The following is a 16061-nucleotide window of genomic DNA, read 5'->3' on the forward strand; positions in this document are numbered from 1 at the left end:
GCAGGGCATGCCCGAGGCATTCGACTTCTGCTTCCTGGCCTTCGTTCTGCACGACATCGCTATCCGCTTCGGCGCCGGCATCGAATACCCGAACCTGGCTCTCGCGCTGCCGTGGCCAGGGGACTGCCAGTCGGCCGCGCGGGTTGTCGAGGCCGCGGATCATGATGGAGGAACCATTGGTTTTTCGCCCAACCCGATGGGCCAGGGCTTGCGCGCCGACGATAGTGTGCCCATGGGCGGCAGGCTGGCGGTGGGGTTGGTCTTGTCGACGGGCTTCGGGCGGGGTAGGCGGGGCGCGTGGGTGAGGAGGGCGTTGCGGGAGGATGGACCAGCGGCTGTTTCAGGCCGCCATAACGAAAGAAGCCTCCCAGTTACGGGAGGCTTCGCGGCGGTAGCTGCCTTTGCCTTTCTTCGCCTGTTCCTGGCGGCTGCGGAACAGTGGCTGGGCGACCAGGGATTTGGCCTTGTTCGGCCGCTTGCTTTTCTTTGCCATGGCAGAGGTCCTCGAAGGTGATCGGGCTGGCGCTCGCCAGCGCGCGCATCATCTGCCTGTCGCCGCGGATTGTCCAGTGCCGGTTGCGCCTTCAGGCTGCCGGCAGGCCGAGACGCTGGCCGGCGAGGCTCAGGGCGAGAAGCGAGAGACCGCTCCAGGGGCTGCCGGGTGCCTGTCCCTTGATCTGCGCGTCGATCAACTGGGCATCCCGCAGCATCTGGTTCCAGCGGCTGCTGGAGTGGCGTTGCAGGGCACGGGTCAGCAGCGGACGGCGCTTGTCCCAGACCGGCGGACGCGCCTGGGCGAAGGCTTTCTCCAGCGGGATGCCCTGGCCGTATTGCTGGGACAGACCAGCCAGCAGGCGGATCTCGCGGGCCAGGCCCCAGAGGATCACCGGCGGCTCGATGCCTTCGCCGCGCAGTCCTTCCAGGATGCGCAGAGCGTGGGCCGCTTCACCGCCAAGGGCCGCGTCGATCAGGCCGAAGACATCGAAGCGTGCGCTGTCGGCGACCGCGGCCTGTACGGTGGCGGCGTCGATCTGGTTGCCCTCGGCGAGCAGCTTGAGCTTTTCGATTTCCTGGGCGGCGGCGAGCAGGTTGCCTTCCACGCGCGCGGCGATCAGCTCCAGGGCTTCGGGGCTGGCGGACAGGCCGGCCTGGGACAGGCGCTGGCGAATCCACTGCGGCAACTGGTGGACGTCGACCGGCCAGACCTGGATGAACTGCGCGGCGTTGCCATCGATCAGGGCCTTGGCCCACTTGGTCTTCTGCGTGCTGCCATCGAGCTTGGGCAGGCTGAGCAGGAGCACGGTGTCTTCCGGCGGCCGTTGCAGGTATTCCTGGAGAATCGCCGCGCCTTTGTCGCCGGGCTTGCCGGAGGGCAGGCGCAGTTCGATCAGGCGCTTCTCGGCGAACAGCGACAGGCTGGCGCCGGCCTCCAGCAGCAGGCCCCAATCGAAGTTGGCTTCGGCATTGAATACCTGGCGCTCGCCGAAGTCGCGCTCGCGGCAGGCCTGGCGAATGGCATCGCAGGCTTCCTGGCAGAGCAGCGGTTCATCGCCGCTGACGACATAGACGGGCGCCAGGGGGCCCTGGAGGTGCTTGGCGAGTTGCGCGGGAGTCAGCTTCATAGGAGAAGACGGGGCCGGCGAAACCGGCCCCGGGGCATCACGGGGTGGGGAACTCGATCGGCGACTGCTGCGGCTCGGCGGCGCGGCGCTGGCGCTCCGCCTCGTCGGCGGCGCGCAGGGCTTCGGCTTCCGCCTTGGCCTTGGCTTCTGCCTGGCGCTGGGCTTCGTCGAGTTGCGCCGGGGTCAGCGCCTGGAGGCGCATGGACAACTGCTGGATCAGGTCCCGCCGCATCTCGCTGCGCAGCTGCGCGGCTTCCTGGTCGGAACCGATCAGGTTGTTTTCGTCGTGCACGTAGACCTTCTGCACCTGTACCTGGTTGCTCATCAGGACCAGGTCGTTGGCGCCGACGATCTCGTAGTTGATCGTGTTGGTCAGCTCGAACTCCGCGCCGCGCGCGGAACCGGTGTAGCTGACGGTGCGCTGCTGGTTGTCCTCGCGGACCAGCACCAGGTGGTAGGGCGCGTTGCTGGTGACCTTCACGCCGCTGTTTTCCAGGGTTTCCTTCAGTTCGCGCACGGTCGGGCCGTAGGCGTTGCGCGCGGACACGTCGATTTCCTTGAGCGCGAATTGCGCATCGCCCAGGCCGCGCAGTTGGAAGCCGCAGGCGGCCAGCAGGGTGGTCATACCGATCAGCGCGGCGCTGGTCAGGATACGTTTCATCAAGCTTCCCTCACTCCTGTTGATCAGCGCCCCCGGATGGCCGGGGGCGTCCAATGGAATCGCGTATCAGTTGGCGACGATGTTGACCAGTTTGCCCGGTACCACGATGACCTTGCGGATGCTCAGGCCTTCGGTGAAACGCAGCACGTTCTCGTTGGCGCGCGCGGCGGCCTCGACATCCTCGCGGCTGGCGCTGGCGGCCACGTCGATGTGCCCGCGCAGCTTGCCGTTGACCTGCACCACCAGTTGCAGGGTGTCCTGCACCAGTGCGCTCTCGTCGACGCTCGGCCAGCGCGCATCGATCACCGCTTCGGCATGGCCGAGCTGGCCCCAGAGCACGTGGCAGATGTGCGGAGTGATGGGCGCCAGCAGCAGGACCACGGTTTCCAGGCCTTCCTGGATCAGGGCGCGGTCCTGGGCGTCCTGGTTCGGCGCCTTCTCCAGCACGTTCATCAGGGTCATCACCGCGGCGATGGCGGTGTTGAACTTGTGGTGCTGGCCGACATCCTGGCTGGCCTGCCTGATCGCCAGGTGGATGGCGCGGCGGACCTGCTTCTGCGCGTCGCTCAGGGCGGCGACGTCCAGCGCGCCGGGGAGGCCGGCGCTGACATGGGCGTGAGCCAGGCGCCAGACGCGGCGGAGGAAGCGGTTGGCGCCCTCGACGCCGGCGTCCGACCACTCCAGGCTCATGTCCGGCGGCGAGGCGAACATCATGAACAGGCGGCAGGTATCGGCACCGTACTGGTCGATCATCGATTGCGGGTCGACGCCGTTGTTCTTCGACTTCGACATCTTCTCGGTGCCGCCGATCTCGACCGGCTGGCCGTCGCTCTTCAGGCGCGCGCCGACGACCTTGGCCTTGGCGTCACGCTCGACCTCGACGTCGGCCGGGTTGAACCAGTCCTTGCCGCCGTTGGCGGTGGTCCGGTAGTAGGTATCGGCGACCACCATGCCCTGGGTCAGCAGGTTCTTGAACGGCTCGTCGCTGCCGACCAGGCCCTCGTCGCGCATCAGCTTGTGGAAGAAGCGCGCATAGAGCAGGTGCAGGATGGCGTGCTCGATGCCGCCGATGTACTGGTCGACCGGCAGCCAGTAGTCGGCCGCCTTCTTGTCCAGCATGCCGCCTTCGAACTGCGGGCAGGCGTAGCGGGCGAAATACCAGGACGACTCGACGAAGGTGTCCATGGTGTCGGTTTCGCGCTTGGCCGGCTGGCCGCATTTCGGGCAGCTGCATTCGTAGAATTCCGGCATCTTCGCCAGCGGCGAACCGGAGCCGTCCGGTACCACGTCTTCCGGCAGCACCACCGGCAACTGGTCGGCTGGCACCGGGACGTCGCCGCAAGCCTCGCAGTGGATGATCGGGATCGGGCAGCCCCAGTAGCGCTGGCGGCTGATGCCCCAGTCGCGCAGGCGGAACTGGGTGCGCGCCTGGCCCAGGCCCTTGGCCTCGAGGTCGGCGCCGATGGCGTCGAAGGCGGCCTGGTAGCCGAGGTTGTCGTACTTGCCGGAGTTGACGGTGAGCACGGACTCGTCCTTGGCGCCGTACCACTCCTTCCAGACGCTGGACTCGAAGTCGTCGTCGCCCTCGACCTTGGCGATCACCTGGCGGATCGGCAGGCCGTACTTGTTGGCGAACTCGAAGTCGCGCTCGTCATGGCCGGGCACCGCCATCACCGCGCCTTCGCCGTAGTTCATCAGCACGTAGTTGGCGACCCATACCGGCAGCTTGTCGCCGGTCAGCGGGTGTTCGACGAACAGGGAAGTGGCCATGCCTTTCTTCTCCTGGGTGGCGATGTCGGCCTCGGCGACGCCGCCGCGCTTGCATTCGTCGATGAACGCCTGCAACTGCGGGTCGTTCTGCGCTGCCTGGGTGGCCAGCGGGTGTTCGGCGGCGACGGCGACGTAGGTGGCGCCCATCAGGGTGTCCGGACGGGTGGTGAACACCTTCAGTTGGCCGGCGTGGCCGATGGAGGCCTGGTCGTAGGGGAAGCCGATCTCCATCCCGCGCGACTTGCCGATCCAGTTGCGCTGCATGGTCTTCACCTGCTCCGGCCAGCCGGGCAGGTTGTCGAGGCTCTCCAGCAGTTCCTCGGCGTAGGCGGTGATCTTGAAGTAGTACATCGGGATCTCGCGCTTCTCGATCAGCGCGCCGGAGCGCCAGCCGCGCCCGTCGATCACCTGCTCGTTGGCGAGTACGGTTTGGTCGACCGGGTCCCAGTTGACCGTGCCGTTCTTGCGGTAGATCACCCCTTTTTCGAACAGGCGGGTGAACAGCCACTGCTCCCAGCGGTAGTAGTCCGGCTTGCAGGTGGTGACCTCGCGGCTCCAGTCGATCGCCAGGCCGAGGCTGTCCAGCTGCGACTTCATGTAGGCGATGTTGTCGTAGGTCCAGGCCGCCGGGGCGACGTTGTTCTTCATCGCGGCGTTTTCCGCCGGCATGCCGAACGCGTCCCAGCCCATCGGCTGCAGCACGTTGCGGCCCTGCATGCGGTGGTAGCGGCTGATCACGTCGCCGATGGTGTAGTTGCGCACGTGGCCCATGTGCAGCTTGCCGCTCGGATACGGGAACATCGACAGGCAGTAGAACTTCTCCTTGTCGGGTAGCTCCCTGACGAGGAAGGACTGGTGTTCTTTCCAGTAGTTCTGGGCCTGGGTTTCGATCTCGAGTGGCTGATATTGCTCGTGCATGGCGCTACTTAGACGTGACTGTTCGAAAGCCTCGTAGCATACATGACCCCCACTCCTGTCGATAGCCCGCGCCGTTTGTCGCCGGGGGCGGTTCAGCCGAACGGGAACGCTAAGCTTGCCCTATGGACGGTCGATGGCTGGCTGCCCAGTGGTACCTTCAGAGGTGTTCGATGGCTGAGCTGCAACGCGCGAGTGTGACGGGAGGTGGGCTGTACGAGAGGCTGCTGCAGCGTCTCGCCCTGGCTCTGGATGAAGCGGATACGGCCGAGCGCCTGCGTGACGAGCATCCCACGGAGCTTGAGTTGCGTGGTTTGAGCGAAGCGGAGATGGGGCTGATACGCGCCTATCTCGACCAGGACCTGCACTGGTTGCGCGGCTGGCATGCGGCCGCCGAGGAGCTGGCGCTGCTCGAGCGCCAGCCCGGCAGGACACCCCGGCCGCCCCGGCCGCAACCGCCGGCGCCGCGTCGGCACGTCTCGTTGAAACAGCGGCAACTGCTCTGTGCGCTCTGCGGTGCGCCGGTGCAGTGGAGCAAGGGGCATGGCGTGTTGCCGTGCGGCCATTGCGGCTCGCAACTGTTCCGTTCGGGCAACGGCCGCTAGGGTCTCCTTCCGGGAAGTTTCGCCAGGCGTCGCGCAATCCTTTAGATTGCCTCTTCCGACAGGGAGGGGGCGATGCCGATCCGTTATTTCTTCAAGCAACTGCTGCTGCCGCCGGGCGGCCTGTTGCTGCTGCTGTTTTTCGCTTTCTGGTGGCGCACCAGCCGACCGAGGCTGGCGCGGCTGTGCGGTGTCTGCGGGTTCTTCGGTCTGTGGCTGATGAGCATGCCGCTCAGCGTGGAGTGGATGGGGCGCTGGCTCGAAAGCGAACCGGCCTTGCTGGCGGAGGATCTACCGGGCCTGGCGCAGCGCGCCGACGCCATCGTCATCCTCGGTGCCGGCCGGCAGACCAACGACCCGGCCTGGGGCGACGATGCGCCGAGCCTGCTGGCGGCCGAGCGGCTGCGCTATGCCGCGCGGCTGGCCAAGACCTCGGCGCTGCCGGTACTGATCAGCGGCGGGTTGCATTACGGACGCCCGCCCAGCGAGGCGGCGCTGATGGCCAATGCCCTGCTGCAGGACTTCGGCGTGCCGACGCGCTGGCAGGAAGGTCTCAGCCGTACCACCTGGGAAAACGCCACCCTGAGCGCCCCGCAGTTGCGCGAGGCCGGCGTGCGCCGGGTGGTGCTGGTGACCCAGGCCTGGCACATGCAGCGGGCACGCTGGAGCTTCGAGCGCCAGGGGTTCGAGGTGATCCCGGCGCCGGTCGGCTTCCTCGGCGGGGCCAACCTGCGGCCCTTCGGCGGCTGGCTGCCGGAAGCGCAGGCCTTCTGGCAGAGCGGCATGCTGCTGAACGAGGCGATCGGCCTGGTCGGCTATCGCCTGTTCTACCGCTGAGACGCAACCGGCGCCGCGGGGGCGCCGGTCTTTCCAGGAGGGGCTGGTTTCAGCCGAACAGGCGTCGCTCCTGCGGACGCAACTGGCGGCCGAGCAGAGCCCATAGCAGCAGCACGCCGGCCAACCCGGCCAGCGGCCAGACGCGGTATTGCAGATAGGGCGTCAGGCCCTGCATGGGAATCACCTCGCCGCGCAGGATGCCCTGCTGGAACTGCGGGATCTGCCGGACGATCCGGCCATAGGGATCGATCAGGCCGGTGACGCCGTTGTTGGTCGCGCGGATCATCCAGCGACCGCTTTCCAGGGCGCGCATCTGCGCCATCTGCAGGTGCTGCAACGGGCCTATGGAAGTGCCGAACCAGGTGTCGTTGCTCACTGTCAGCAACACCTGGCTCTGCGCCGCGAGCGCGGCGGCGAACTCCGGGTAGACCACTTCGTAGCAGATGTACGGGGCGATCTCGTAGCCCTTGGCCTTGAGCAGCGGCTGGTCGGCCGGGCCGCGAGCGAAGTCGGACATCGGCAGGTCGAAGAAGGCGATCAGGCCGCGCAGCAGGTCCTGCAGCGGCACGTACTCGCCGAACGGCACCAGCTTCTGCTTGAGGTAGGTGCCTGCGCCTTCGCCGACCACGGTGATGCCGTTGAAGTAGCGACTCTTGCCGTCGGCGAGACGTTCGCGCACCGGGACCCCGGTGATCAGCGCGGCGTTCTTCTCGTCGGCGACCTGGCCCATGGCGCCGAGGTAGCCGCTGGCCATGTCCTGGAGAATCGGCACCGCGGTTTCCGGCCAGACGATCAGGTCGACGTCCTGCTGCGGCAGGCTCAGGTCGCGGTAGAGGTCGAGTTGCGCGCGGACCTGATTCGGGTCCCATTTCAGCTCCTGGGCGATGTTGCCCTGGATCGCCACGACCTTCAGCGGTTCGCCGGCCGAATGGGTCCAGGCGTGGCCCTTGAGATAGAGGCCGGCCGCCCACGGGCCGAGCAGCAGGACCAGCCCCAGAAGCAGGCTGGCACCGTGCGGGAAGAGGCGCGGCAGGTTCACCAGCAGGGCCGCGCTGAGGGCGATGACGAAGGAGGACAGCCATACGCCGCCCACCGGCACCAGCCCGGCCAGCGGTCCCTGCAACTGGCTATAGCCGGCGTAGAGCCAGGGGAAACCGGTAAGGAACCAACTGCGGAACAGCTCCAGTGCCAGCCACAGGGCGGCGAACGCCAGGGCGTCGCCCAGCGGCGCGTTGTCGCGGCGCAGGCAGCGCGCCCACAGCCAGGCCGGCAGGGCGAAGAAGAAGGCGACGCCGGCGGTGAAGCCGAGCATGAGGAAGCTTGCTAGCGGCACCGAGGCGGCGCCGTAGTCATGGATACTGACGTAGATCCAGCTGGTGCCGGCGCCGAACGCGCCGAAACCGTACCACCAGCCGCGCCACAGGGCGGACTTGCCGGGAAGGCCGCGCAAGCCGAGATAGAGCAGGGCGATCGAGAGGATCGCCAGCGGCCAGTAGTCGAAGGGCGCCAGGGCCAGGGGTGTGAGCGCGCCTGCGGCGAGTGCCAGCAGGTGTCCGGGCCAGCCGGGACGAGAAATCCAACGCATCGAATGTCCTTAGAGCCTGTTCAATGTCCGACTGCGCAGACCGGGGCCGCCTTCGGCTGCCGGACGGCAACGTCCGCGGCGACAGGGGAGTCTGGCGCAAGGCGCAAGAGTAAAGGAGGGGCTGGCGAGACGCCAGAAGGACGGCGCGGGAAGATGCCCCCTCCGCCGCGGCGGAGGGGGCGCGCTCAGTTCTGCAGGGGAGACAGGCGCAGCAGATGGACGCGGCGGCTGTCGGCGTTGAGTACGCGGAAACGGAACTCGCCCAGCTCGACCACTTCGTTGCGCTTGGGCAGGTGGCCGAAGGCGCTCATCACCAGGCCGCCCACGGTATCGAATTCCTCGTCGGAGAATTCCGAGCCGAAGAAGTCGTTGAAGGCGTCCACGGGGGTCAGCGCCTTGACGATGAAATCGCCGCTGGGCAGCGGCTTGATGTAGCTGTCCTCCTCGACGTCGTGCTCGTCCTCGATATCACCGACGATCTGTTCCAGCACGTCCTCGATGGTCACCAGGCCGGCCACGCCGCCGTATTCGTCGATGACGATGGCCATGTGGTTGCGGTTGGCGCGGAATTCGCGGAGCAGCACGTTGAGGCGCTTGGATTCGGGGACGAAGGTGGCCGGACGCAGCAGTTCCTTGATGTCGAAGGGACGCTCGTCGTTGTGCAGGATCAGTGGCAGGAGGTCCTTGGCCAGCAGTACGCCCATGACGTCGTCGAGGCTTTCGCCGACCACCGGGTAGCGCGAGTGGGCGGCTTCGATGATGGCCGGAAGGAATTCCTTCGGCGTCTGGGTCGAGCGGATGCTCATCATCTGCGAGCGCGGCACCATGATGTCGCGCACCTGCAGGTCGGCGACCTGGATCGCCCCCTCGACGATGGACAGCGCCTCGCTGTCCAGCAGCTTGTTGTCGTGGGCATCGCGCAGCAGCTCGAGTAGCTCCTGGCGGTTTCTCGGCTCGTGGGCAAAAGCCTGGGTGATCTTGTCCAGCCAGGACTTGTGCCCGTTGCTCGATCGGTCTTCGCTCATTTTTCCTTGCTCGGTGGCTCTTCGTCGTCGCAGGCGTACGGATCGGGATGACCCAGTTCCGCCAGCAATTCACGTTCCAGTGTTTCCATTTCTTCCGCTTCGGCGTCGTCGATGTGGTCGTAGCCGAGCAGGTGCAGGCAGCCGTGGATCACCAGGTGGGCCCAGTGGGCCTGCAACGGCTTGCGCTGTTCCAGGGCTTCGCGGGCGACCACCGGGGCGCAGATCACCAGGTCGCCGAGCAGCGGGATATCGAGAAGCTCGTCCGGGACATCGGCGGGGAAGGACAGCACGTTGGTCGCGTAGTCCTTGTGCCGGTAGGTGCTGTTCAGTTCCAGGCCTTCGGCCTCGTCCACCAGGCGGATGGTCAGCTCCGACTCCGGACGCTGGCGCAGGGCCAGTTCGCACCAGGCGCGGAACTGTGCTTCGGAGGGCAGGTCCGGGGCGGCGCTGGCGACCTGCAGGTCGAGCTCAAGCGGCATCGTGACCGCCCTTGCCCGTTCCCTCGACCGGCCGCACCTGGCCTTGCTGGCGGTTCTCATGGCGCTCGTAGGCTTCGACGATACGCTGCACCAGCGGGTGGCGGACCACATCCTTGGGCTTGAAATGGGTGAAGCTGATGCCGGGGACGTCCTGCAGGACCTCGATCACGTGCTTGAGGCCGGAGCGGGTGCCGCGGGGCAGGTCGACCTGGGTGACGTCGCCGGTGATCACCGCGGTGGAGCCGAAGCCGATCCGGGTGAGGAACATCTTCATCTGCTCGACTGTGGTGTTCTGGCTCTCGTCGAGGATGATGAAGCTGTTGTTCAGCGTGCGCCCGCGCATGTAGGCCAGCGGCGCGACCTCGATGACGTTGCGCTCGATCAGCTTGGCCACGTGTTCGAAGCCGAGCATCTCGTAGAGCGCGTCGTAGAGCGGGCGCAGGTAGGGGTCGATCTTCTGCGACAGGTCGCCGGGAAGAAAACCGAGCTTCTCGCCGGCCTCGACCGCCGGGCGCACCAGCAGGATGCGGCGGATCTGCTCGCGCTCCAGGGCGTCGACGGCGCAGGCCACGGCGAGGTAGGTCTTGCCGGTGCCAGCCGGACCGATGCCGAAGTTGATGTCGTGGTCGAGGATCGCCTTGACGTAGCGCTGCTGGTTGGCGCCGCGCGGGCGGATGTGCGCCTTGCGCGACTTCAGGGTGACCTGCGGCGCGCTCTGCAATTCCTCGAGGTCTTCCAGGCCGGACTCCTGCAGGTACAGGTGCACGGTGTCGGGAGTGAGATCGGTGCCGTTCTGCGCCTCGCGGTAGAGACGCTGCAGCAGGCGTTCGGCGACCTTGGTCCGGCGCGGTTCGCCGGCCAGTTCGAACTGGTTGCCGCGGTTGCGGATCTCGATGTCGAGGCGTTTCTCGATCTGGTGGAGATGCTCGTCGAACTGCCCGCAAAGTGTCGCGAAGCTGCGGGCGTCGAACGGCTCGAGGATAAAGCGATGAAGTTCCTGGGGGGCGTTCAAGGTGTTCTGTCGTACTCGCCAGTGGCTGATTGATAGGGAAGAGAATAACCGCTGGATATCGTCGCGCAAAGTTGCCGTATCGCGGCGGCGCTTTCCCGGTTCCCGCTGAAACGTTGGTGCACCGTGGCGGCGGGAAGGTTCAGCGAGCCCGCCGTACGGTCGTCGGCCTCAATGCAGGGTGCTGTCGATCAGGGTGCCGCGCAGCGAGTGCGGCAGCGCGTCGTCGATGTGCACCTGGGCGAACTGGCCGATCAGGCGTGGATTGTCGCAGCGGAAGTTGACGATCCGGTTGTTCTCGGTACGCCCCTGGAGCATGCCCGGGTCCTTCTTCGAGAAGTCGGTGACCAGGATCCGCTGGGTGCTGCCGACCATGCGCCGGCTGATCTCGTAGCCTTGCTGGTGGATGCGGCTCTGGAGGATCTGCAGGCGCTGTTTCTTCACTTCTTCCGGCAGGTCGTCGGCGAGGTCGGCGGCGGGCGTGCCGGGCCGCGCGCTGTAGATGAAGGAGAAGGAGAAGTCGAAGCCGACGTCCTCCACCAGCTTCATGGTCTGCTCGAAGTCCTTCTCGGTTTCGCCGGGGAAACCGACGATGAAGTCGGAGCTGATGCAGATGTCCGGTACCGCGGCCTTCAGCTTGCGGATACGCGACTTGTATTCCAGCACGGTATGGTTGCGCTTCATCGCCGCCAGCACGCGGTCGGAGCCCGACTGCACCGGCAGGTGGATGAATTTCACCAGCTCCGGCACCTCGGCGTGGGCCTGGATCAGCGCGTCGGAGAATTCCAGCGGGTGCGAGGTGGTATAGCGGATGCGTTCGATACCGTCGACGGCGGCGACCACCCGCAGCAGTTCGGCGAAGTCGGCCAGGCGGCCATCGTGGGTCAGGCCGCGGAAGCCGTTGACGTTCTGTCCCAGCAGGGTGACTTCGCGGACGCCGTTCTCGGCCAGGTGGATCACTTCGGCGATCACGTCGTCGAATGGTCGGCTGACTTCCTCGCCGCGGGTGTAGGGCACCACGCAGAAGCTGCAGTACTTGCTGCAGCCTTCCATCACCGAGACGAAGGCGGTGGGGCCATCGACCCGCGGTTCCGGCAGGCGGTCGAATTTCTCGATTTCCGGGAAGGACACGTCGACCTGCGGCTTGCGCGTGCTGCGCGCGGCGTCGATCATTTCCGGCAGGCGGTGCAGGGTCTGCGGGCCGAAGACCACGTCGACATAGGGCGCGCGCTCACGGATCGCGGCGCCTTCCTGGCTGGCCACGCAGCCGCCGACGCCGATCACCAGGTCGGGATTCTGCTGCTTCAGCTCGCGCCACATGCCGAGCTTGGAAAACACCTTTTCCTGGGCCTTCTCGCGGATCGAGCAGGTATTGAGCAGGATGACGTCGGCCTCGGCGGCGTTTTCGGTCACCTCGAGGGCTTGGTGTTCACCGAGCAGGTCCGCCATTCGCGACGAGTCGTACTCGTTCATCTGGCAGCCGTGGGTTTCGATGAAAAGCTTCTTGGCCATGCGCTTCGTCGGACAGTTCGAAAAGGACCGCGCATTATAGAGGGCGGGGCCCCCGGTTCCTAGCGTTGCTGGCCGAAAGGCTGTGCTATGATTCGCGCCCTTCATTTTCCGGCATTGCTTTCCCCGCCATGAACAAGCGCGAAAACCCCATCTACAAGGTGATTTTCCTCAACCAGGGCCAGGTCTTCGAGATGTATGCCAAGCAGATCTACCAGAGCGATCTGTGGGGCTTCCTGGAAATCGAGGAGTTCGTCTTCGGCGAGCGCACCCAGGTGGTGGTGGACCCCAGCGAGGAGAAGCTCAAGGCGCAGTTCGAAGGCGTTCTGCGCAGCTTCGTGCCGATGCACGCGATCGTCCGCATCGACGAGGTCGAGCGCCTGGGTACGCCGAAGATCAGCGAGGCCAAGGGCGCGGGCAACGTCATGCCGTTCCCCATGCCGATGCCCGGCAAGAGCGACTGATTCGCGAAAGGGACGTCAGGGCAGCGGCGCGAAGGGCGTGACGCCGCCGGCAGTCTGCAGTTCGATCAGGTAGTTGCGGAAGATCTGCCCCAGCACCCGGGTGGCGATGTCCAGTTCGTCGCGGTTCATCTGCTCGGCTACCAGGTCGGCGCTGTCCAGGGCGTCCTCGGCGCCGTTCACCGCTGCCATCTTCAGCACGATGTAGGCCTGTACGTTGTTCGCCGGAACCCCTTCGCCACGGAAGAACATGGTGCCGAGGTGGTACTGGGCCTGGGCATGGCCCTGTAGAGAAGCTTTCTCGAACCAGTTGAGGGCGGCCTGGAGGTCGCGCGGGATGCGCTCGCCGTCGTAGAAGAATTCGCCCAGTTCGTATTGCGCCTCGGCGTCGCCGCCATTGGCGACCTGCTGGCAGGCGGCGAGCGCCTGTTGCAATTCTTCGGGAACGGTGTTCAGCGCGCAGCGGCCGGTCGCTGGAATCAGCAACGAGTTGCCTCCCGCCTGCGCGAGCAGCGGCTGGAGGATCAACAGGCAACCCAGGGCGAGGGTGCGGCCGGTACGGAACATGAGGGGAAGACACCTCCTGGATCGGGGCGGGCAAGGGCTGCCCGGCCAACGAAATGCGCTGACCCTCACATTATGAAATAAGCCGACGTCTCCTTACAAAGTCTTTACTGTCTTTTCGGGAACTTTGTCGGCGCGTTTATGCATTTCGGCTAGGAAGGCGTTCCGGCGGGGTGGAGGGCGGCGCCCGGGAAGGGCGCCGCGAAGAGGGTCATTTCAGCGCGGCGAAGGCTTTTTCGGCGGCGTTCAGCGTGATTTCCAGCTCCTTGTCGCCATGGGCGATGGAGGTGAAGCCGGCCTCGAAGGCGCTAGGCGCAAGGTACACGCCGCCGTCGAGCATCAGGTGGAAGAAGCGCTTGAAGCGTTCGACGTCGCTGGCCATCACGTCCTCGAAGGTGACGATGGCGTCGGCGCCGCTGAAGTACAGGCCGAACATGCCGCCCGCCTGGGTGGTGACGAAGGGGATGCCGGCGGCGTCCGCGCGCTGTTGCAGGCCGTCGAGCATGCGCGTGGTGTAGGCGGTCAGTTCGTCGTGGAAACCGGGGCGGCTGATCAGGCGCAGGGTGGTCAGCCCGGCGGCCATCGCCAGCGGGTTGCCCGAGAGCGTGCCGGCCTGGTAGACCGGGCCCAGCGGGGAAATCTGCTGCATGATCTCGCGCTTGCCGCCGAAGGCGCCCACCGGCATGCCGCCGCCGATGATCTTGCCGAAGGTCGACAGGTCCGGGGTGACCCCGTAGTAGGCCTGAGCGCCGCCGAGGGCGACACGGAAGCCGGTCATCACTTCGTCGAAGATCAGCACCACGCCGTGTTCGTCGCAGGCTTCGCGCAGGCCTTCGAGGAAGCCCGGCGCCGGCGGCACGCAGTTCATGTTGCCGGCAACCGGCTCGACGATGATGCAGGCGACCTCCTTGCCGACTTCGCCCAGGGTCTTGCGCACCGCCTCGATGTCGTTGAACGGCAGGGTCAGGGTGTGCTTGGCGAAGGCCGCCGGAACGCCCGGGGAGTTCGGCACGCCGAAGGTCAGGGCGCCGGAGCCGGCCTTCACCAGCAGGCTGTCGGAGTGGCCGTGGTAGCAGCCTTCGAACTTGATGATGCTGTCGCGCCCGGTGTAGCCGCGGGCCAGACGGATGGCGCTCATGGTCGCCTCGGTGCCGGAGCTGACCATGCGCACCATCTCCATCGACGGCACCATGGAGCAGACCAGGTCGGCCATTTCCACTTCCAGCGCGGTCGGCGCGCCATAGGACAGACCGTGGTCGAGCTGCCGGCGCACCGCGTCGAGCACGTCCGGATGGCTGTGGCCGAGGATCATCGGGCCCCAGGAGCCGACATAGTCCACGTAGCGCTTGTCGTCCTCGTCCAGTACATAGGCGCCTTCGGCGTGCTTGAAGAACAGTGGGGTGCCGCCGACGCTCTTGAAGGCGCGCACCGGGGAGTTGACCCCGCCGGGAATGTGTTTCTGGGCGTTGTTGAACAGCGTTTCGGAACGGGACATGGCTAGCTCTCTATCTCTCGGGCGAGGCGCGGAGGCGTCAGGCAGGTTCGAACAGGGCGCTGAAGGCGCGGGCGCGGCGTTCCACCTCGGCGGCGGACGCGGCGGCGAACAGCGCATGGATCACGGCGACCAGATCGACGCCGCGGGCGATCAGGCCGGGCGCGGTGTCGAGGCTGATGCCGCCGATGGCGGTGATCGGCAGGTGCAGGCGCGGCCGGGCCTGGTCGAGCAGTTCGACGCTGGCGGCGGGGGCGCCGGGTTTGGTGCTGGAATTGAAGAAGCGGCCGAAGGCGACGTAGCTGGCGCCCTCGGCCACCGCCTGCTCGGCCAGCTCCAGCCGGGCGTGGCAGGTGGCGCCGATGATCGCCTGGCGGCCGAGCAGGGCGCGCGCCGCCGACAGCGAACCGTCGGTCTGGCCGAGGTGCAGGCCGACGCCCAGGCGCGCGGCGAGTTCGGCGTCGTCGTTGACGATCAGCTGCGCGCCGTAGCGTTCGCAGAGTTCGCGCAGGCTTTCCGCCTCGCGCAGGCGCCGCGCCTGGTCGCTGGATTTGTCGCGGTATTGCAGCAGGCGCGCGCCGCCGCGTAGCGCGGCTTCGACGTAGGGCAGCAGGCGGCCGTCGTCCAGTAGCTGGCTATCGGTGATGGCGTACAGGCCGCGCAGTTTCATCGGCTGGCTCTCAGTGACAGAAGTCGGTGGGCAGGCGGCGCGGCACGTATTGGCCGTGGCCCGGACTCTCGGCGTCGCGCAGGGTCCGCCAGGTGTAGTCGAGGGCGCTCTGTACGGCGCCGTGCAGCGCTTCGCCGAGGGCGATGCGACCGGCCAGGGCGCTGGCCAGGGTGCAGCCGGAGCCATGGTAGCTGCCGGGCAGGCGCTGGCAGGTGAAGGTGCGGTGGCTGCCGTCGCGGCTGTACAGGCGATTGTGCACTTCGCTTTCGTCGCCGTGTCCGCCGGTGATCAATAGGTGCTCGCAGTGTTCCAGCAGGCGCTCGGCGCACTGGTCGGCGCTGCCCTCGGGCAGGTCGGCGAGCAGGCGCGCTTCCGGCAGGTTCGGCGTGGCGATGGTGGCGCGCGGCAGCAGCCGCTCGCGCATGGCGAAGCCGACGTCGCCCTTGCCCAGCGCACCGCCGCCGCCGGCGCGCAGCACCGGATCGCAGACCACCGGCAGGTGCGAGTGGGCGGCGAGGATCTCGGCCACCGTGTCGACCATCTCCAGCGAACCGAGCATACCCAGCTTGACCGCCGCGACGGGCAGGTCGGCGAGTACGGCGTTGGCCTGGGCCAGCACCCACTCGCGGTCGAGGACGCGGAAGTCGCTGACGTTGACGGTGTCCTGCACGGTCAGCGCGGTGACTGCCGGGGCGGCGTGGCAGCCCTGGGCGAGCAGGGCTTCGATGTCGGCTTGCAGTCCGGCGCCACCACTGGGGTCGTGACCGGACAGGCAGAGCACTACGGGGCGGGAAGTCGGTGTTTTCATGGCGCGTGAGCTTACCACTAAAAGCGCTCCGTGGCGGCTGCGCGGACGACCT

The 16061-nt window shown here is 66.8% G+C and carries 16 protein-coding genes; 3 read left to right on the forward strand and 13 right to left on the reverse strand.

Annotated elements, in window-relative coordinates:
• Positions 1–340: 340 nt before the first annotated feature.
• The 4 genes from arfA to leuS all read right to left on the reverse strand — a co-directional run bounded on the left by arfA (position 341) and on the right by leuS (position 4971).
• Positions 341–493, reverse strand: coding sequence for an alternative ribosome-rescue factor A (arfA, locus tag M6E97_RS01415; RefSeq protein WP_003093169.1), 153 nt, complete (start codon positions 491–493; stop codon positions 341–343).
• 91 nt (positions 494–584) lie between these two features.
• Positions 585–1622 carry a DNA polymerase III subunit delta gene (gene holA, locus M6E97_RS01420; protein WP_003093168.1) on the reverse strand — a complete coding sequence of 346 codons (1038 nt, stop codon included), beginning with the start codon at positions 1620–1622 and terminating at the stop codon, positions 585–587.
• Between the two features lie 37 nt (positions 1623–1659).
• The gene (gene lptE, locus M6E97_RS01425; protein WP_003100322.1) at positions 1660–2283 is read right to left on the reverse strand and encodes an LPS assembly lipoprotein LptE; all 624 of its coding nucleotides are present in this window, start codon (positions 2281–2283) and stop codon (positions 1660–1662) included.
• Positions 2284–2349: 66 nt separating this feature from the next.
• Complete coding sequence (gene leuS, locus M6E97_RS01430) at positions 2350–4971, reverse strand: leucine--tRNA ligase (protein ID WP_019486576.1); 2622 nt, start codon at positions 4969–4971, stop codon at positions 2350–2352.
• Positions 4972–5141: 170 nt separating this feature from the next.
• On the opposite strand from leuS, the gene M6E97_RS01435 reads away from it, so the two are divergent.
• Positions 5142–5573 (forward strand): hypothetical protein, encoded by a 432-nt coding sequence (locus tag M6E97_RS01435; RefSeq protein ID WP_003114329.1) that lies wholly within the window; start codon positions 5142–5144, stop codon positions 5571–5573.
• Positions 5574–5645: 72 nt separating this feature from the next.
• Positions 5646–6407, forward strand: coding sequence for a YdcF family protein (locus M6E97_RS01440; RefSeq protein ID WP_003093163.1), 762 nt, complete (start codon positions 5646–5648; stop codon positions 6405–6407).
• A 49-nt stretch (positions 6408–6456) separates the two neighbouring features.
• Here M6E97_RS01440 and lnt read toward each other — a convergent pair whose 3' ends face one another.
• From lnt to miaB, 5 genes are all read right to left on the reverse strand, one after another.
• Positions 6457–7992 carry an apolipoprotein N-acyltransferase gene (lnt, locus tag M6E97_RS01445; RefSeq protein WP_023095215.1) on the reverse strand — a complete coding sequence of 512 codons (1536 nt, stop codon included), beginning with the start codon at positions 7990–7992 and terminating at the stop codon, positions 6457–6459.
• 185 nt (positions 7993–8177) lie between these two features.
• Positions 8178–9017 carry an HlyC/CorC family transporter gene (locus M6E97_RS01450; protein ID WP_003093161.1) on the reverse strand — a complete coding sequence of 280 codons (840 nt, stop codon included), beginning with the start codon at positions 9015–9017 and terminating at the stop codon, positions 8178–8180.
• Positions 9014–9496 carry an rRNA maturation RNase YbeY gene (gene ybeY / locus M6E97_RS01455; protein WP_003093160.1) on the reverse strand — a complete coding sequence of 161 codons (483 nt, stop codon included), beginning with the start codon at positions 9494–9496 and terminating at the stop codon, positions 9014–9016. The genes M6E97_RS01450 and ybeY overlap by 4 nt, the downstream gene beginning before the upstream one ends.
• Positions 9486–10508: a PhoH family protein gene (locus tag M6E97_RS01460; RefSeq protein ID WP_003111486.1), complete on the reverse strand. Its 1023-nt coding sequence runs from the start codon at positions 10506–10508 to the stop codon at positions 9486–9488. The genes ybeY and M6E97_RS01460 overlap by 11 nt, the downstream gene beginning before the upstream one ends.
• 168 nt (positions 10509–10676) lie before the next feature.
• Complete coding sequence (gene miaB / locus M6E97_RS01465) at positions 10677–12017, reverse strand: tRNA (N6-isopentenyl adenosine(37)-C2)-methylthiotransferase MiaB (protein WP_003093158.1); 1341 nt, start codon at positions 12015–12017, stop codon at positions 10677–10679.
• A 128-nt stretch (positions 12018–12145) separates the two neighbouring features.
• On the opposite strand from miaB, the gene M6E97_RS01470 reads away from it, so the two are divergent.
• Positions 12146–12478: a DUF1820 family protein gene (locus tag M6E97_RS01470; RefSeq protein ID WP_003093157.1), complete on the forward strand. Its 333-nt coding sequence runs from the start codon at positions 12146–12148 to the stop codon at positions 12476–12478.
• A 15-nt stretch (positions 12479–12493) separates the two neighbouring features.
• Here the strand turns inward: M6E97_RS01470 and M6E97_RS01475 are convergent, their stop codons facing one another.
• The 4 genes from M6E97_RS01475 to M6E97_RS01490 all read right to left on the reverse strand — a co-directional run bounded on the left by M6E97_RS01475 (position 12494) and on the right by M6E97_RS01490 (position 16009).
• The gene (locus M6E97_RS01475; RefSeq protein WP_003093155.1) at positions 12494–13042 is read right to left on the reverse strand and encodes a tetratricopeptide repeat protein; all 549 of its coding nucleotides are present in this window, start codon (positions 13040–13042) and stop codon (positions 12494–12496) included.
• A 208-nt stretch (positions 13043–13250) separates the two neighbouring features.
• Positions 13251–14534, reverse strand: a complete 1284-nt coding sequence (hemL, locus tag M6E97_RS01480) for a glutamate-1-semialdehyde 2,1-aminomutase (protein ID WP_003093150.1) — start codon at positions 14532–14534, stop codon at positions 13251–13253.
• 37 nt (positions 14535–14571) lie between these two features.
• A complete protein-coding gene (thiE, locus tag M6E97_RS01485) occupies positions 14572–15201 on the reverse strand; it encodes a thiamine phosphate synthase (protein WP_003132524.1) in 630 nt (209 codons plus the stop codon).
• A 10-nt stretch (positions 15202–15211) separates the two neighbouring features.
• Positions 15212–16009 (reverse strand): hydroxymethylpyrimidine/phosphomethylpyrimidine kinase, encoded by a 798-nt coding sequence (locus M6E97_RS01490; RefSeq protein WP_023095217.1) that lies wholly within the window; start codon positions 16007–16009, stop codon positions 15212–15214.
• Positions 16010–16061: the final 52 nt, after the last annotated feature.

The sequence above is a fragment of the Pseudomonas sp. B111 genome (assembly GCF_026428275.1).
GTDB classification, from domain to species: domain Bacteria; phylum Pseudomonadota; class Gammaproteobacteria; order Pseudomonadales; family Pseudomonadaceae; genus Pseudomonas; species Pseudomonas aeruginosa.

Bases quoted from the DNA above. Each gene is read 5' to 3' on its own strand.
- arfA (WP_003093169.1), bottom strand. From the start codon at position 493: ATGGCAAAGAAAAGCAAGCGGCCGAACAAGGCCAAATCCCTGGTCGCC.
- holA (WP_003093168.1), bottom strand. From the start codon at position 1,622: ATGAAGCTGACTCCCGCGCAACTCGCCAAGCACCTCCAGGGCCCCCTG.
- lptE (WP_003100322.1), bottom strand. From the start codon at position 2,283: ATGAAACGTATCCTGACCAGCGCCGCGCTGATCGGTATGACCACCCTG.
- leuS (WP_019486576.1), bottom strand. From the start codon at position 4,971: ATGCACGAGCAATATCAGCCACTCGAGATCGAAACCCAGGCCCAGAAC.
- M6E97_RS01435 (WP_003114329.1), top strand. From the start codon at position 5,142: ATGGCTGAGCTGCAACGCGCGAGTGTGACGGGAGGTGGGCTGTACGAG.
- M6E97_RS01440 (WP_003093163.1), top strand. From the start codon at position 5,646: ATGCCGATCCGTTATTTCTTCAAGCAACTGCTGCTGCCGCCGGGCGGC.
- lnt (WP_023095215.1), bottom strand. From the start codon at position 7,992: ATGCGTTGGATTTCTCGTCCCGGCTGGCCCGGACACCTGCTGGCACTC.
- M6E97_RS01450 (WP_003093161.1), bottom strand. From the start codon at position 9,017: ATGAGCGAAGACCGATCGAGCAACGGGCACAAGTCCTGGCTGGACAAG.
- ybeY (WP_003093160.1), bottom strand. From the start codon at position 9,496: ATGCCGCTTGAGCTCGACCTGCAGGTCGCCAGCGCCGCCCCGGACCTG.
- miaB (WP_003093158.1), bottom strand. From the start codon at position 12,017: ATGGCCAAGAAGCTTTTCATCGAAACCCACGGCTGCCAGATGAACGAG.
- M6E97_RS01470 (WP_003093157.1), top strand. From the start codon at position 12,146: ATGAACAAGCGCGAAAACCCCATCTACAAGGTGATTTTCCTCAACCAG.
- M6E97_RS01475 (WP_003093155.1), bottom strand. From the start codon at position 13,042: ATGTTCCGTACCGGCCGCACCCTCGCCCTGGGTTGCCTGTTGATCCTC.
- hemL (WP_003093150.1), bottom strand. From the start codon at position 14,534: ATGTCCCGTTCCGAAACGCTGTTCAACAACGCCCAGAAACACATTCCC.
- thiE (WP_003132524.1), bottom strand. From the start codon at position 15,201: ATGAAACTGCGCGGCCTGTACGCCATCACCGATAGCCAGCTACTGGAC.
- M6E97_RS01490 (WP_023095217.1), bottom strand. From the start codon at position 16,009: ATGAAAACACCGACTTCCCGCCCCGTAGTGCTCTGCCTGTCCGGTCAC.